General features: G+C 68.3%; 14 protein-coding genes. 3 read left to right on the top strand and 11 right to left on the bottom strand.

Annotation, left to right across the window (positions count from 1 at the left end; all coding sequences use genetic code 11):
- From tssC to ACAM54_RS02975, 3 genes are all read left to right on the top strand, one after another.
- Window positions 1–1,494 (top strand): type VI secretion system contractile sheath large subunit, encoded by a 1,494-nt coding sequence (gene tssC, locus ACAM54_RS02985; RefSeq protein ID WP_018904086.1) that lies wholly within the window; start codon window positions 1–3, stop codon window positions 1,492–1,494.
- A gap of 143 nt (window positions 1,495–1,637) precedes the next feature.
- Window positions 1,638–2,120: a type VI secretion system tube protein Hcp gene (locus tag ACAM54_RS02980; RefSeq protein ID WP_018904085.1), complete on the top strand. Its 483-nt coding sequence runs from the start codon at window positions 1,638–1,640 to the stop codon at window positions 2,118–2,120.
- A gap of 71 nt (window positions 2,121–2,191) precedes the next feature.
- The gene (locus tag ACAM54_RS02975; protein ID WP_369649787.1) at window positions 2,192–2,752 is read left to right on the top strand and encodes a hypothetical protein; all 561 of its coding nucleotides are present in this window, start codon (window positions 2,192–2,194) and stop codon (window positions 2,750–2,752) included.
- Between the two features lie 46 nt (window positions 2,753–2,798).
- Here ACAM54_RS02975 and ACAM54_RS02970 read toward each other — a convergent pair whose 3' ends face one another.
- The 11 genes from ACAM54_RS02970 to ACAM54_RS02920 all read right to left on the bottom strand — a co-directional run bounded on the left by ACAM54_RS02970 (window position 2,799) and on the right by ACAM54_RS02920 (window position 14,473).
- Window positions 2,799–3,626, bottom strand: a complete 828-nt coding sequence (locus ACAM54_RS02970; protein WP_369649786.1) for a PP2C family serine/threonine-protein phosphatase — start codon at window positions 3,624–3,626, stop codon at window positions 2,799–2,801.
- Window positions 3,627–3,683: 57 nt separating this feature from the next.
- Window positions 3,684–5,339 carry a type VI secretion system-associated FHA domain protein TagH gene (gene tagH, locus ACAM54_RS02965; RefSeq protein WP_369649785.1) on the bottom strand — a complete coding sequence of 552 codons (1,656 nt, stop codon included), beginning with the start codon at window positions 5,337–5,339 and terminating at the stop codon, window positions 3,684–3,686.
- Between the two features lie 113 nt (window positions 5,340–5,452).
- Entirely contained in the window at window positions 5,453–5,620 is a 168-nt protein-coding gene (locus tag ACAM54_RS02960) for a hypothetical protein (RefSeq protein WP_186454151.1), read from the bottom strand.
- Window positions 5,621–5,634: 14 nt separating this feature from the next.
- Window positions 5,635–6,924, bottom strand: a complete 1,290-nt coding sequence (locus ACAM54_RS02955) for a TIGR02270 family protein (RefSeq protein ID WP_369649784.1) — start codon at window positions 6,922–6,924, stop codon at window positions 5,635–5,637.
- Between the two features lie 16 nt (window positions 6,925–6,940).
- A complete protein-coding gene (locus ACAM54_RS02950) occupies window positions 6,941–7,825 on the bottom strand; it encodes a hypothetical protein (RefSeq protein ID WP_225612851.1) in 885 nt (294 codons plus the stop codon).
- Between the two features lie 15 nt (window positions 7,826–7,840).
- Window positions 7,841–8,974, bottom strand: a complete 1,134-nt coding sequence (locus ACAM54_RS02945) for a PAAR-like domain-containing protein (protein WP_145742425.1) — start codon at window positions 8,972–8,974, stop codon at window positions 7,841–7,843.
- 2 nt (window positions 8,975–8,976) lie between these two features.
- Window positions 8,977–10,014, bottom strand: coding sequence for a hypothetical protein (locus tag ACAM54_RS02940; RefSeq protein WP_209503138.1), 1,038 nt, complete (start codon window positions 10,012–10,014; stop codon window positions 8,977–8,979).
- Entirely contained in the window at window positions 10,011–11,123 is a 1,113-nt protein-coding gene (locus ACAM54_RS02935) for a DUF2169 domain-containing protein (protein WP_369649783.1), read from the bottom strand. The genes ACAM54_RS02940 and ACAM54_RS02935 overlap by 4 nt, the downstream gene beginning before the upstream one ends.
- A 23-nt stretch (window positions 11,124–11,146) precedes the next feature.
- Complete coding sequence (locus tag ACAM54_RS02930) at window positions 11,147–11,629, bottom strand: DUF6484 domain-containing protein (protein WP_145742431.1); 483 nt, start codon at window positions 11,627–11,629, stop codon at window positions 11,147–11,149.
- A 23-nt stretch (window positions 11,630–11,652) separates the two neighbouring features.
- Complete coding sequence (locus ACAM54_RS02925; RefSeq protein WP_369649782.1) at window positions 11,653–14,031, bottom strand: type VI secretion system Vgr family protein; 2,379 nt, start codon at window positions 14,029–14,031, stop codon at window positions 11,653–11,655.
- 46 nt (window positions 14,032–14,077) lie between these two features.
- Window positions 14,078–14,473, bottom strand: coding sequence for a DUF4150 domain-containing protein (locus tag ACAM54_RS02920; protein WP_145742435.1), 396 nt, complete (start codon window positions 14,471–14,473; stop codon window positions 14,078–14,080).
- Window positions 14,474–14,482: the final 9 nt, after the last annotated feature.

Here is a 14,482-nt window from a genome sequence, read left to right as displayed (position 1 = left end):
ATGGCCGAAGCACTCGAGCAGAGCGCACTCAAGGATGTCGCCTATGCGGGCAGCGATTTTTCGTCGCTCCTGCAGAAGGAATTCAAGCCGCGCAGCGACGAGGCCAAGAGCGCCGTCGAAGCCGCGGTGCTCACGCTCGCGCAGCAGGCGCTGAGCAACAGCACCGTCATCGGCAAGGACGTGACCAAGTCGATCCAGTCGATGATCGCCGCGATCGACGCCAAGCTGACCGACCAGGTCAACAAGATCATCCACCACCCCGACTACCAGAAGCTCGAGAGTGCGTGGCGCGGCCTGCACTACATGGTGAACAACACCGAGACCGACGAGCACCTGAAGATCCGGGTGATGGACATCTCGAAGACCGACCTCGCCAAGAGCCTCAAGAAGTTCAAGGGCGCGGCCTGGGACCAGAGCCCGATGTTCAAGAAGATCTACGAGCAGGAGTACGGCCAGTTCGGCGGCGAGCCCTTCGGCGCGCTGGTGGGCGACTACCACTTCGACCAGAGCCCGCCCGACATCGAACTGCTCGGCGAGATGTCCAAGATCGCGGCCTCGGCGCATGCGCCCTTCATCACCGGCGCGAGCCCCAACCTGATGCAGATGGAATCGTGGCAGGAGCTCGCCAACCCGCGCGACCTGACCAAGATCTTTCTCACGCCCGAGTACGCAGGCTGGCGCTCGCTGCGCGACTCCGACGACGCCAAGTACCTGGGCCTGTGCATGCCGCGCTTCCTGGCGCGCACGCCCTATGGCGCCAACACCAATCCGGTGGAGGAGTTCGATTTCGAGGAAGACACCGCCGGTGCCGACCACAGCAAGTACGCCTGGGCCAACGCAGCCTATGCGATGGCCACCAACATCAACCGCTCCTACAAGCTCTACGGCTGGGGTTCGCGCATCCGCGGCATCGAGTCGGGCGGCGCGGTGGAGAACCTGCCGCTGCACACTTTCCCGAGCGACGACGGCGGCGTGGACCAGAAGTGCCCGACCGAGATCGCCATCAGCGACCGGCGCGAGGCGGAACTGTCGAAGGCCGGCCTGCTCTCGCTGATCCACCGCAAGAACTCCGACTTCGCGGCCTTCATCGGTGCGCAGTCGCTGCACAAGCCGGCCGAGTACGACGACCCGGATGCCACGGCCAACGCCAACCTGGCGGCCCGCCTGCCCTACCTCTTTGCCTGCAACCGCTTCGCGCACTACCTGAAGTGCATCGTGCGCGACAAGGTCGGCAGCTTCAAGGAGCGCGACGACATGCAGCGCTGGCTCAACAAATGGATCATGAACTACGTGGACGGCGACCCCGTCAACTCCTCCGAAGAGACCAAGGCCAGGAAGCCCCTGGCCGCGGCCGAGGTGGTGGTGGAAGAGGTCGAGGGCAACCCCGGCTACTACACCTCCAAGTTCTTCCTGCGCCCGCACTACCAGCTCGAAGGCCTCACGGTGTCGCTGCGGCTGGTGTCCAAGCTGCCCTCGGCCAAGGGCGGCAAGTAACGGGCGGCATATGCCGTCGGTGGGCCTTTGAAAACGGGGCCCATTGCTCGTTCTCTCCATAGCTCCCGGGCACCACCGCCGACCAGGCACTGCACGGAAGCCCTTTTTTTCTCTGACTCGCACACAACTGAAAGGTAAGCATCATGGCTGCAGACATGTTTTTGAAGCTCGAGGGCGTCGACGGTGAATCCAAGGACGATTCGCACAAGAAGGAAATCGACGTTCTTTCCTGGAGCTGGGGTGCCAGCCAGTCCGGCACCGGCCACGTCGGCGGCGGCTCGGGCGCAGGCAAGGTGAGCGTGCAGGACCTCTCGGTCACCAAGTACGTGGATGCCTCCTCGCACCTGCTGCTGCTCGACTGCTGCAACGGCCAGCACATCAAGAAGGGCACGCTGGTGGTCCGCAAGGCCGGCGCCACGCCGCTCGAGTACATCAAGCTCACGATGGAAGACATCATCGTCAGCAACATCCACACCGGCGGCAGCGGCGGCGAAGACCGCCTGACCGAGACCATCACGCTGAACTTCTCGAAGTTCAAGTACGAGTACACGCCGCAGAAGGCCGATGGTTCCGGCGACGGCACCAAGGAAACCGGCTGGGACATCGCCGCCAACAAGAAGGTCTGAGGCGCCTTGCGCCACGGCCGCCCGGTGGACGGCGGCCGCCCCTTGATCGACCTTCCAGCAGGAGACACGCGATGGCCACACTCAACGCCAAGGTCCTTCAGTGGGCCAGCGCACAGCTGGGCAAGCAGATCGGCGCAGGCGAATGCTGGGACCTGGCCAACTCGGCCCTCGGCCAGGCCGGCGCCGGCACCTCGTCGGACTTCGGCCCGATGGGCGCCGACGACGACTACATCTGGGGCGACGAAGTCGCGCTCAAGGACGCGCTGCCCGGCGACATCCTCCAGTACCGCGACTACGAGATGACGACCACCACCACGACCGACGTCACCTTTTCCGACGACTCGGGCTGGGTGGACAGCCCCTCCGCGACGGTCGGCCACCCGCACCACACCTCGATCCTTTCCAAGAACCCGGGCACCGGCGCCATCACGGTGCTGGAGCAGAACTACATGGGCAACAAGGAGGCGGTGCGCTCGAGCACGATCCGCTGGAAGGGCAGCTCGACCTCGACCACCACCCGCAAGCCGATGAAGCGGCAGGACAACGGAAAGATGGAGTCGGCGCTCGTGGTAGTCACGGTCGACGTGACGGTCACGGGAACGCTCAAGGCCTACCGGCCGAAAAAGCCCTGAGGGGGCCTGCCGGCGGACGGCCGGCAGCGCCGCGCAGGACCCGTTGCTAATCCGCCGGCTTCTCGTCCGGCTCGATGGCCGCCGGCATCGTCTCTTCCTCGGCCGCCGGCATCAGGCGCGTGGCGTCGTCGACGTCATCGGGAATCACCCACAGCGTGAGCGCCGTGTAGTTGTCGTGGCCCGGCTTGGCGCGTGCCCTGATCTGCGCGTCGAGCTGCTCGGTCCACTGGCTGGGCGTGCGCGAGGCGTGCAGCGTGTCGACCAGGCACTCGTCGCCCAGCGGCTCCCACACGCCGTCGCTGCACAGGAGCAGCACGTCGCCCGGCATCAGGCGCATGCGGTCGGACACCGTGATGTCGGGCGCCTCCTCCACCGAGCCCAGCGCCGAGAGCAGCATGTTGCGCTGCGGATGCAGGCGCGCGCCTTCCTCGTCGAGCATGCCGCCGGCCACCATCTGCTGCACCAGGCTGTGGTCGGTGGTGCGCGCCACGATGGCGCCGCCGCGGAACAGGTAGGCGCGGCTGTCGCCGCTGTGCACCCAGGCCAGCGCCTGGCTCTCCAGGTCGATGGCCGCGAAGACCACCGTGGAGCGCATGCCGGCGAGCTTGCCGCCTTCGGCCTGCCTCGCCACCACGTCGCGGTTGGCCTGCTCGACCAGCATGCGCAAGGTGAACTCGTCCAGCCCCGGCGCCGCCGAGAAGCCGCCCAGCACGCTGCTGCGCGCCGTGGCCGCCGCCACGTCGCCGCCGCCATGGCCGCCCGCGCCGTCGGCCACCAGGCAGGCGACGTAGCGCTCGTCGTGCCAGTGGCCATGGACGTCTTCGTTGTAGTTGCGGCCGCCCTGCCGGGACAGCGTGACGATTTCGATTTCCAAGCGGGGTGCCTCGCGTTTGCTGGTGCTGTGTACTGGTGCCTGAGGGAGCGCTCTTCTTCAGGTGTCCGACTTGAGGCGCGCCATCTGCTCTTCGTAGGCCTCGAGGAAGGCCTTGCCGAAGAGGTTGTGGAAATCGTCTTCCGCCTCGCTCGCGATGCCGCCGTAGAGCGCGACGAACTGGTCCCAGAGCTTGGCCTTGCGGTTGGCGCTGAAGAGTGCGTCGAGCGCCGACTTCGCGCTGATCTTCTTCTCGAGCTCCTCAGGCTCGAAGCGCGCAATGACATGGGCCAGCGCCGCGCGCATGCCCACCATCACGCCGAACTGGTGCGCGCGCAGGTCGTTGAAGGCGTCGCGCATCGCGGCCTCCGGCGGCATGAAGCCGCGCACGCCGGGCCCGAGCAGGTGCGCCAGCGCGACCTCCACCGTCGGCGAGAACTTCAGCGGGTTGTTGGCCTGCGCCGCGATCATCGTGACCTCGGCGCGCACCTCGCGCTTGAATTCCTGGCGCGTGAGCAGGAGCTGCAGCGTGCCTTCGGTGGCGCTGCGCAGGATGGACCCGATGCGCTCCATGAGGCCCGGCGTGAGCATCTCGGGCGGCTGGTGCGTGCTGGCGAGGCCGCGCAGGAAGGCGGCGAGCAGTTCGTCGTCGGAGGCGGTGCGCGGGGCCGCGGCGGGTGCCCGCTGGATGGGCGGCGGTGGCGGTGGCGGCGGCGGCTCGAACGGGCGGCTGGCGACCTCGGGGCCGCTGATGCGTATCGGCTGGCCCGTGATGTCGTCGAAGCGCGGCGGCGCTTCCGCCGGCGCGGCGGCCGGTGCCGGCGTGATCGCCTTCGGCGGCGTGAAGCCGAACTGGTCGATCGGCAGATGATCGGAGCGCGGCGTCGGCGCAGGCGGCGCCGCACTCTGCAATGCGGCAAGCGGATCGGCGGACGACGCCGTGTTCGGCTGCAGCAGCGGGTCGGCCAGCGGCGACAGCGCGAGCGGATCGCCGCCGATGCCGCCGCCACCGCCCATGCCGCCGAAGAGCTCGTCGATGCCCGAGGCCTTGCCATGCGCGGGCGGCGCACCGAGGTCGGAGAAATCGTCGAGCGCACCGAGGCCCGCGGCCGGCGCGGAGGCCGGCGTGGGCCCGAGCAGGTTGGCGAACGGATCGACCTGTGCGGCCTGCGCATTGCGCGAGCCGCTTTCCATCGGGTCGGGAAAGAGCAGCGGATCCGCGCTTGCTGGCGCGGCCGCCCTGGCACCCGGCGCACGGGCCGCGGCAGGCGCGGCCGCGGCCGGCGATCCGAGCCCCGCAAGCAGGTCGGCAAAGGGATCGTCGCTGGTGCTCGCGGCCGCAGCGGCGCCGGTCGGCGCCGACATGATGGTGTTGGGAATCGCCAGCGACGGCGGCGGCGCCGCGGCCGTCATGCGCACGCTGAGTTCGAAGCTGCCGACGACCAGCCGCGTGCCATCGGTGAGCGGGGCCTCCTTGCCCGAGCCCAGCGGCACGCCGTTGCACTGCATCGGATTGCTGCCGCGGTCGATGACGAAGTACTGGCCGTCGCGGCACAGCACCTGGGCGTGCACGCGCGAGACCGTGCGGTCGGGATCGACGAGCACCAGCGTGTTGGTGTCGGCGCGTCCGATGGTGCCCCCGTTGGGCCCGAAATCGGCAGCGATGGGCTGCCCCGCCGGAGCGCCTTGCCGGGTGATGACAGCGATATGGATCATGAATCTGCCCCCGGGGCTCTATGCCCTTCTACGCCCGAACACAGCCCGCGCATGCACGGGCGAAAAAACTCAGAAGGAGTATTCATTCCGTGGAGCGGGTTGGCAATCTCGCCTTAAGAGGTATGCCATTGCAGCCAGGCGGCGACGGCGGTAAAGATCAACGCGATGAGGAGCCAGGTGCGGGTGGCGGGGTCGCGCACCGAACCGCCTCTCGCGCAGCGCAGCCCCGCCGCGAACAGGAATGCCGCAGCCAGCGCGGCGAGGATGTATTTCGCAGCCATCGGCGATCCTTCATTTATTCGTCCGGCCACTGGTCGAGCCAGCGCTGCTGGCGCCATGCCGGCGCTCCCGTCGGAAAGAGCTTGCTGCCGGGGCGCAGCAGGCAGAGGTATTCCGCGGCCGCCAGGCGCTGGCGCTGGAAGCCGTGCTTCAGCACACCCACGCAATGCGCCCACGACGGCACCTGGCCCAGGAAATAACGCTCGCCCGGCACAAAGCCGCGCCCGTTGGCGGCCCACCAGCTGCTGATCCGCGCGGGATCGGGCCAAGGCAGTCCGTCGTCCTCGTCCATGGCGACGTCGTCGTCTTCCGGCGCGTCGCGGGGACCGGATTCGACGCCCTCGGGAGGCTTGCGCTCCAGGTCGAGCCAGGCCAGGTCCAGGCCGGTGATGGTGCTGAACGCTTCGCCCGCGAGACGCGCGAGCGCCGGCTCTTCCATCCGTGCGATGAGCCATGGCACCAGCCGCGTGTCGCCCACCGTGCCCGCGCAGCGCACGGCGTCGCGCACGTGGGCGGGCTTGTCGAGCATCTCCGCCAGCAGCGGCGCAGCCTGCGCAGGCGTCGCGAGCTTGAACAGCAGCGACAGCGCGAGCCGGCCGTGGAGCGTTCCGGGCAGCAGCGTTGCGTCGTGCAGCGGGTGGACGGGCTTGTGGCGCTCGCCGAGCAGCACGGCCGAGCGCGCGGCCCAGAAGCGGCAGCCGGCATCTTCGTCTTGCAGCGCGGCGATGCACACGGCCGCGAGATCGCGCCTGCCGCACTCGCCCGCGGCGCGCAACGCCTGCCCGCGCAATACCACGTCGGCATCGGCGACGGCGGCGTGCAGCGCATCGCCGGGGTCGACCATGTGGAAGTCGCAAGCGGCGATGGCGACAGCGCGGCGAAATGCGTGAGGCGAATCGAGCATGTCCTTCGCAATGCCGCGCAGCGACTCGCCCGACGCCCAGCCGCCGGCCAGCGCGACCGCATCGCGCACATCGGGCAACAGCTCGGCAATGGCCAGCAGGCGTTCGATCCGCGGCAGGTCGTGGTTCTCCAGCGCCAGAACGATGGCCGCGAACACCTCGCCGCGCCCGGCGCGGGCGAGCGCCTCGTCGCATGCCCTGCTGCCCGCATCGCGCGCCACCGCCAGGCCGTCCAGGTGCGCGGCCAGCCTGTCGTCGAGGCGCCACAGGTGATGCAACCTGGTGTGCCCGGAAGCGGCGAGGAAGAATCGCTGGTTGCACAGCAGCGCGGATTCCTCCGCATGGCGCTGCACGACGAGCGTCATCGGCGCGGCCGCGCTGCGTGCGATGGTGTCGGTGGTCATGCGAGGGGGCGCCCGCTCAGTCGTACTTGCGCCACGCCGTGCCGTCGAACGACGCCACGTCGGATTTTCCGACCGACCAGAGCACGCCCTGCGCCGTGCTGAGGCTGTAGCCGGTGACCGGCCCCATCGCACCGTAGTCCACGGGCACGAGACGATTCGCGTCCAGCGTGTAGAGGCCCGACATGGTCGCCACGTACAGCCTGTCCTGGAACCAGCACAGGTCCCACAGGTCGGCCGTGACTTCGTCTTCCCAGTCCACCGGCGTCCACGCATCGCCGCGTCCGCTCACCAGCACGCCGCCCTGTCCGGCCGCATACACGAGGCCATTGCCCGCGCAGCAAACGGCCGTGAGGATGACGTTGGTCGGACTGCCGCACTGCGTCCACGCCGCGCCGTCGTGGCGCCAGATCTCGCCGGCCCAGCCGACCGCGTAGATCTCGTTGTCCGCATAGCCGTCGATCGCCTCGAAGCCGAACACCTCAGTCTGCGCAGCGCGCGGCGCACTCATGTCGATCCACTGCCGCTCGCCGGTGCGCTTGAAGACCTGCCGCTTGCTGCCGCACGCATGGACGTGCCCCCCGATCTCGCGGGCGTTGCGGATCATCACGGGCTGCGGGGCGATCGTCTCGTCCTCGCGCCGCCCGCCCACGTAGGTGGCGACGTCGCCGTCCTCGCCGATGAGCACCACTTTCTCCAACGGCAGCTTCGCCACGGCGATCGCGGTCGCGTTCCAGGTGGTGTTGAAGGCGTCGCCCCAGTTGCCCTTGTAGAGCCCCACCAGGCTCACGTGCGCGATGTCCTGCTCCAGCAGCGTCTTCATCTGGCTGATGACGTACACCAGGTCCGCCAGGCGCGCCGCGCCCCGCACGAACTCACGCTTGATAGAAACCTTTTCGGCCACGGCGGCTCCTTGTGTTCATGGCAGCGGCGCGCCCAGCGAGCCGGCCGTTTTGTTGATGGTGTCCTGCAGCGACGAGTAGTGTTCGATGTCCGTCTTGCCGGTCGATGAATGCTTCACGTCCTTGCTCGTATCGCCCAGCCCCTTGTGCCCTTCCTTGAGCTGGGCCTCGATGCACTTCTGGTCGCAGTGCGGCGCCACGGCCTTCGCGCCCGCGGCACAGTGCGTCACCTCCTCGTCGAACGGCCGGTGCGTCCCGTTCGGCACGCTCGAGGTCGTCTTGTGGTGCGTGTGCCGCAGCCCGTGCGTTCCGGAGCAACTGCCGCCTTCGGTGCACATGCAGGGTGCGTCCTCCATGCGATATTTCTTCCAGCCCGTCATGGGGCTGCCGCCATAGCTGTCCTTGAAAAACGAACTCTTCGGAACGATGTGGTCGCCGGTCTGCGCGGGGCAGCAGCCCTTGATGCCGTCCTCCACCTTGGGCGACGCCTGGTAGGGCACAAGGCGGCAGCGCCGCGCCGCAGCGCACTCGTTCTCGCTCGCGCGCTTCGCGGCACCGGGCAGGTCGCCCTTGATCGAGGCGAAATCGCCGCCAAGGCCGGTCTCGGCGCAGACGTCCTTGCCGCCCTTTTTGGCCGGCTTGTACTCGGCGCAGGCGCGCTCCTCGCGCGCCTTGTCGCCGTCGCACGCGGTCTTGTCGATATTGCCGTCCGCCATCGAATCGACGAACGGCCAGGGGATGGATTCGTTGGCCGTCGGGCTGCCGTGGTTGTTGGTGGTCTTGTCCAGGTGCCGCACCGCGTTCTCGCCCTCGAACTTCACGTCCATCGACCAGTCGATGAAATACACCTTGCCCTTGTTCTTGCTGGAGATCACGCCCTTCTTGGCCGCACTGCCCGCCTCGTCGCCCGACGAAGTCTTGAAGTACGACTTGTTCTTCAACATGATTTCCTGGCCGGAGATCTGCACGCTGCGGCTGCCGTCGGTGGTGTCCGATGCGAGCCCCGTGTTCGGGTAGGGCACGGGCACGCCCGGCGGCGTCGCGGGGTTCTCGGGCGGCGTCATGCACACGTCGGGCGTGGCGCAGATGGTCTTGCCCGCGCCGGCCTTGCATGCCACCTCCCGCCCGTTCGCGAAGACCTGGTTGGCCATGCTCAGCCTCCCGTGAAATGCCAGGAGAAGATCATCGACGCGCGCTTGCCGTCGTCGTTGCCCAGGTGCAGCAGCACGTTGTTTCCTCGGGCATAGGCTTTTTCGAAGGCCGCCTTGAGCACGGCGATCATCGCGAGCCCCACGGGTGCGCCGACTTCGCCGATGCAATCGGCCGGATGCCACACGTCGAACTCGATGCGCTTGGTGCGGTCGATGCGGCCGAACGCGAGCGTGGCCTCCTTGAACACGTACTGTCCGCCGGACGCATCAATGATCTTGAAGTCGAGGATGCTCTCGCCGCAGCCCGCTTCCTGCAGCGATTGCTTGATGGCAGAGGTCAGCCCGTCGGCGCGCAACGGCTCCTCGGAATCAATGTGGGCCTTCTCGACCGCGAAGCCGATGCCGCGGCACACCAGCTGCCCCCACGGCTGCGCGCGCAGCGGCTCCACGAGCAGCGCGGCCGCGCCCTCGCCGGGAATGAAGCCGTCGGAGTTCGCGCTCGTCAGCAGCCGGTCGCGCGCCTCGCAATCGGCGAGCGCCGCGCCGTCGAGCAGGCTGTCGCTCGCCGCCACCACGACCTGCGAGGCGACCGACGCATCCATGAGCTGGCGCGCGCGGTACAGCGCCACCGCGGCCGAGACATGGCCCTGCGCGATGACCGCAGACTGCGGATGAAAGCCGAAGCCCATCTCCTGCTGCAAGGCTTCGAGAAACCGCGCATCGTCGCGCACGGCGCGGCCCGGCCGATCGGCTTCGGCAAGGCACAGCAACAGCGGCGTCGCCTCGCAGGCCGCCCGGCCGAAGCCTTCCAGGCATTCGCCGATCGCGCGCGCGGCCATCGCCAGCAGCTTCTTCTCGCCGCGCCATGGCGCCTGTAGCGCGACCTCGCAGCCCATGATCCATTCGCCGTTGCGGTCTCTGAACGCTGTCTGCTGGAAATTGTCGATGGCGCCGCGGATCGCGGCGCAACTTGTGGCCGCGTCGAGCCCGACGCCCGTCACCATGCCGGTGCGGCTGACCACGATCGGGGTCGCGCTCATGACGCCTCCTGCGGCGCCTCGCGCCGGCCGCGCACCAGGTCGCCCAGCGAAGGGTGGTAGGTCTTGCCGAGGGCGCGGGCGCGCCACCAGCCGCGCGACTTCGTACCCGCGAGGATGCTGGAGATCTCGAACATGTTCTTGCGAAGCGGCACGGTGCTGCGCCAGGCGAGCGTCATGAAACCCTGGTCCGCATGGATGGCGATCGTGTCGAGTACCGCGCGCGTTTCCTCATGCCCGCCCTTGCGGTGAAAGAAGGTGACGGGCACGTCGCGCGACGGCAGGCTGAACCGCGTGTGCCCCTCGGGCGTCAGGTTGGCCAAGGCCATCTCCTCGCCGCCGAGCGGATAGGCGATCTGCTGGTCGGCGGGTGCCGCCTGGTAGTAGTCGTCGCGGAAGTCGGCCGGCAGGAACGGGAAGGTGTTGTCGATCCAGTCCTGGTCGTACGTGCCCGCATGCGGCAGCCTGCCCGACCAGCCCCTGCCGAGCGGGCCGAGTGCCATCGGTGCGAAGACCCCGTCGGGCGCGTCGACGGGGCGGCCGAGCTCCTCGGTGTTCGGCAAGGGTGCACCGTCCACGAAGCGGGCCTGCAGGTTGTGGTGCCAGCCGCGACCCACAGGGTTGGCCATGTAGGCGGCGTGCCGGGCCGGATCTTCGTGGCGCTCGTCCACGCCGCCGAACGCCACGTCATAGGTGATGGGCTTCGTCATGAAGGGCAGCGGCGCGGACGCCCGGCAACCGGAGAGCCCCGCTTCCCAGTGCCGGTCGCCGACGACGGCGAACACCTTCGTCCAGCCCCCGAGCCGCACGCCCACCGCAATGCGCTGCGCGGGCTCGCCATGCGGCGCGTGCGCGCTGCCCGACACCAGCACGTCGCAGCGCAGCTTGCGCGGCGCGAAGTCGACCTCTTCCGCGGGCGCCGAATACCCCGGCGCGCCGGTGAAGGTGTCGGCCGTGATCAACGGGCGCTGCACTGCAAGAAGCTCCGCCGTGCCGCCGTCCTGGGGAATCGCGAACGTGCCCTTCACCACCACGACCAGCAGCTCGCGGCCGGAGGGCTCCACGCCCATGGTGTAGCCGGCGGTCATTCCGGTGGCATTCACGATCTCCATGGCGGGCCCGTCCGATCGATTGTTCAGTTGATCTGCACTGCCCCGCCCTTGACCCGGTTCACGCCCGTGGACCGGCTCAGCACGTAGCTGCCCTGGATCAGCACCTTGCCGGCGCGCGTGAGCGTGATGCTGGCCTTGCCGCAACGCAGCACCATCTGCTCGCGGGCGCTCACCACCATGCGCGCGCCGTCGGCGTCGACCTCCACCTGCGCGGGCCTCTCGGCAAGCGGCCAGCCCTCGTTCCCGCGAAGCACGCCCATCACGATGGGTCGGCCCGCATCGGCCTGTTCGAACATCAGCACCACCGCCGCTCCGATGTGCGCGCCGTGCAGGTCGACCACGCTGCGCGCGCGCACGGCCGCGGTACCCGTCTGGCCCGGGAACATGACAAGGGGCGCGCGCCCCTCGTCGGCGATGGCGACGAGCTCGCCGGTCACCACGCCGCCGCATGGCAGGGTGGCCAGGGCTTGCTGCATTCCGCTCTCGATCAGGTCTCTGCCGCTCATGGTGTGTGCTCCGTCGATGGTGTTCAGTTCTGCAGGATCTTCGAGCCCTTCATCACGATGTCGCTGCTCGCCTTGACGTTGATCTTTCCGGAGCCCTCGACCGTGATGTCCTTGCCCTTGATGACGATGGTCCCGTCCTTTTTCATCGTGATGCTCGCGCTGCCCGTGGTGATCGAGATGGAGTCGCCCGCGTCGATCACGAGGTTCTTTCCGACGTTGAGCGCGTCGTCCTTTCCCACGCTGGTCGTGCGGCCTGCGCCCACGGTGCGCGATTCGTCGGCGCCCACATTGGTGGAGAGGTTCGCCCCCACATCCACCGACCGGTTCGCCCCGATGCTGCTCGACTGGTTCGCCCCGACATTGATCGTCTGGCTCGCCCCCACCGTCACCGCCTGCATCGCCCCCACCGTGATCTCCTGCGCCGCACCCACGGTGATGGTCTCGTTGATCCCCACCGAATGCGTGCGCTGCAGCGCCACCGTCGCGGTCTCGCTCGCACCCACCGTGATCGTGCGGTTCTGGCCGATGGAGATGGTCTCGTTCAGGTCCACCGTCTCCGTACGGTTCTGGTGGATCGTGATGGTCTCGTTCTTGTCCACCGTTTCCGTGCGCTGCCCGTGCACGGTGATGGTCTCGTTGTTGTCCACCGTCTCGGTGCGGTCGTGCTTGACGTGCGTGGTCTCGTCGTGGTCGATGGTCTTGGTGCGGTCGTGGCCGACCCAGTGGGTCTCGTCGTTCTCGACCTCGATGTCCTGGTTCTTCTCGGCGTGCAGGTACACCTGCTCGGAACCCTTCTTGTCCTCGAAGCGGAACTCGTTGCAGTTCGAGGCGCTGCCCTTGGGCGTGGAGCGCGTGCGAAAGCCGCTCTGCGTGTGCGAGCCGAACGGGATCGGCTGGTCGTCGTTGTAGACGCGGCCCACGATGATCGGGCGGTCGGGGTCGCCGTTCAGGAAGTCGACGATCACCTCCTGCCCGATGCGCGGAATGAAGTACCCGCCCCAGCCCTTGCCTGCCCACGGCTGCGACACGCGCACCCAGCAGGTGGACTTCTCGTCGCTCTTGTCGTAGCGGTCCCAGTGGAAGTGCACCTTGACACGTCCGAAGTCGTCGGCGTGGATCTCCTCGCCCGCGGGCCCCACCACGATGGCCGATTGCGGCCCGGGCATGACCACGCGCGGCGTGAGGCGCGGCGGGCGGAACGGCACGTCGATCGGCAGCGCGGTGATCAGGAAGGCGCTGGTGCCCTGCAGGTCGGTGCGCAGCGCGGGCGCATCGGCGATCAGCGCCTCCAGCGCGGGCCGCGCCTGGGCGTTCACGGCATCGTCGTCGAGCGCCTCGCGCAGCGCCTGCTCGATCGGCATCCTCGGCGTGGCATGGGGAATGCTCTCGTAGCCGGGGTGGCTCGCCGCGAAGATGCAGGCGGCGATGACGTAGTCGCCATCGCGCGTGCCGTCGGGGTCGCCCTCGAAGCTGAAGCTGCGCCCGGCCGCCACGTCGGGCCAGGTGGTCAGGGCCCAATGGCGCTGGCGCCGCGCGACGATCTCTTCGCCGCGCAGCTTGCCCTTGTCGTCCGCATCGCCGCCCGTGAAGTAGCCGCCCGCGAACTCGAAGGCCTCGAACTCGGCCAGCTCGTGCTTGTCGGGCTCGCCGCCTGCGGCCTCGAGTTTCTTCTTGATGGACTTGAAGTTGCTGTCCTGCGAGGCGTAGGTGCCCGTGTCGAACTGGCGCGCGCTCACCCAGCGCGAGATCTCGTTGTGGCGCGCCTCGGTGGTGTCGGTGGCCACGTGGCGCAGCGTGCCTTCCACGGGCAGCTTGTCGTGCGCGATGTCGCTCGCATCCGACAGGTGCATGGTGCCGGGCGCGTCGTGCGCGTCGAACCAGTAGTAGATGCCTTCGTCTTCCAGCAGCCGCGACAGGAAGTGATAGTCGCTTTCCTGGTGCTGCACGCAATAGCGCCGGGGATTGTGGGCGCCGATCACGTTGCCGGCCTTGGTCTTCTTGAAGCGCTTGATCGGACTGTCCTCGAACACCGCGTCGAGCACCTCGAGCACCTTCTTGTCCTGCAGGATGCGCGAGTTGGTGCGCTTGGTGAGCAGCCAGAACCAGGAGCGCAGGCCGATCCGGTATTCGAAGTGCCGCCCCACGTGGCCCGTGCGCTCGAAGCGCACCGCATGGCCCTGGCAGTGGCGCTCGTGCATGCCGCCGTCCTTGTCCTGGAACTCGATGACCACGTCGAAGGCCCGGCCCAGGATGTCCTTGGCGTCGAGCGCATGGTTCTTCGAGAGCACGGTGAGTTCGTAGGTGGACGCGCGCGCGAGCGCCTCATGGCCCACGATGCGCCAGAACATCAGTTCGCCGTTGGCGGGCGAATCGCTTTCGATGCGGAATTCGTGATCGGCCATGCAGGCTCCTCTCCCCTTCCTCGGCGCCCACGCGCCCTGTGTTGTCCTACGGTGCCAGCAGCACCACGAGCGGCTGGCTCGGCACCGTGCGCACGCCCGGACAGTTGGTGCTGTTCTGCAGCGACATGCTGGTGAGCCGCGTCGCAGGCATGCCGTTCCAGAGAACGGTGAAAGCGCCCGTCAGGTGCCGGCTCGGCCCCATGACGGTCCCCGAGGCCACGCCCAGCAGCACGCCGGGGTTGTCGCCGTTGGTCATCGGGATGGTGGTTCCCAGGTTGTGGGCCGGTCCACCCATGATCAGGAGCGTCGGGCAGTTGGGTATGGCCATCGGACCCATCGCGATGTTCGGGTACGGCACCGGGATCGGCGACGGCGCGGCGGGCGTGATGCAGACATCGGGAAAACCCATGTCGGTGCCCATGAGCTGACAGTTGGCAAACATGGCGTGACC

It is taken from the genome of Variovorax sp. V93 (assembly GCF_041154485.1).
Classification (GTDB): Bacteria; Pseudomonadota; Gammaproteobacteria; order Burkholderiales; family Burkholderiaceae_C; genus Variovorax; species Variovorax beijingensis_A.
This window is presented reverse-complemented; position numbering and strand designations above follow the sequence as displayed.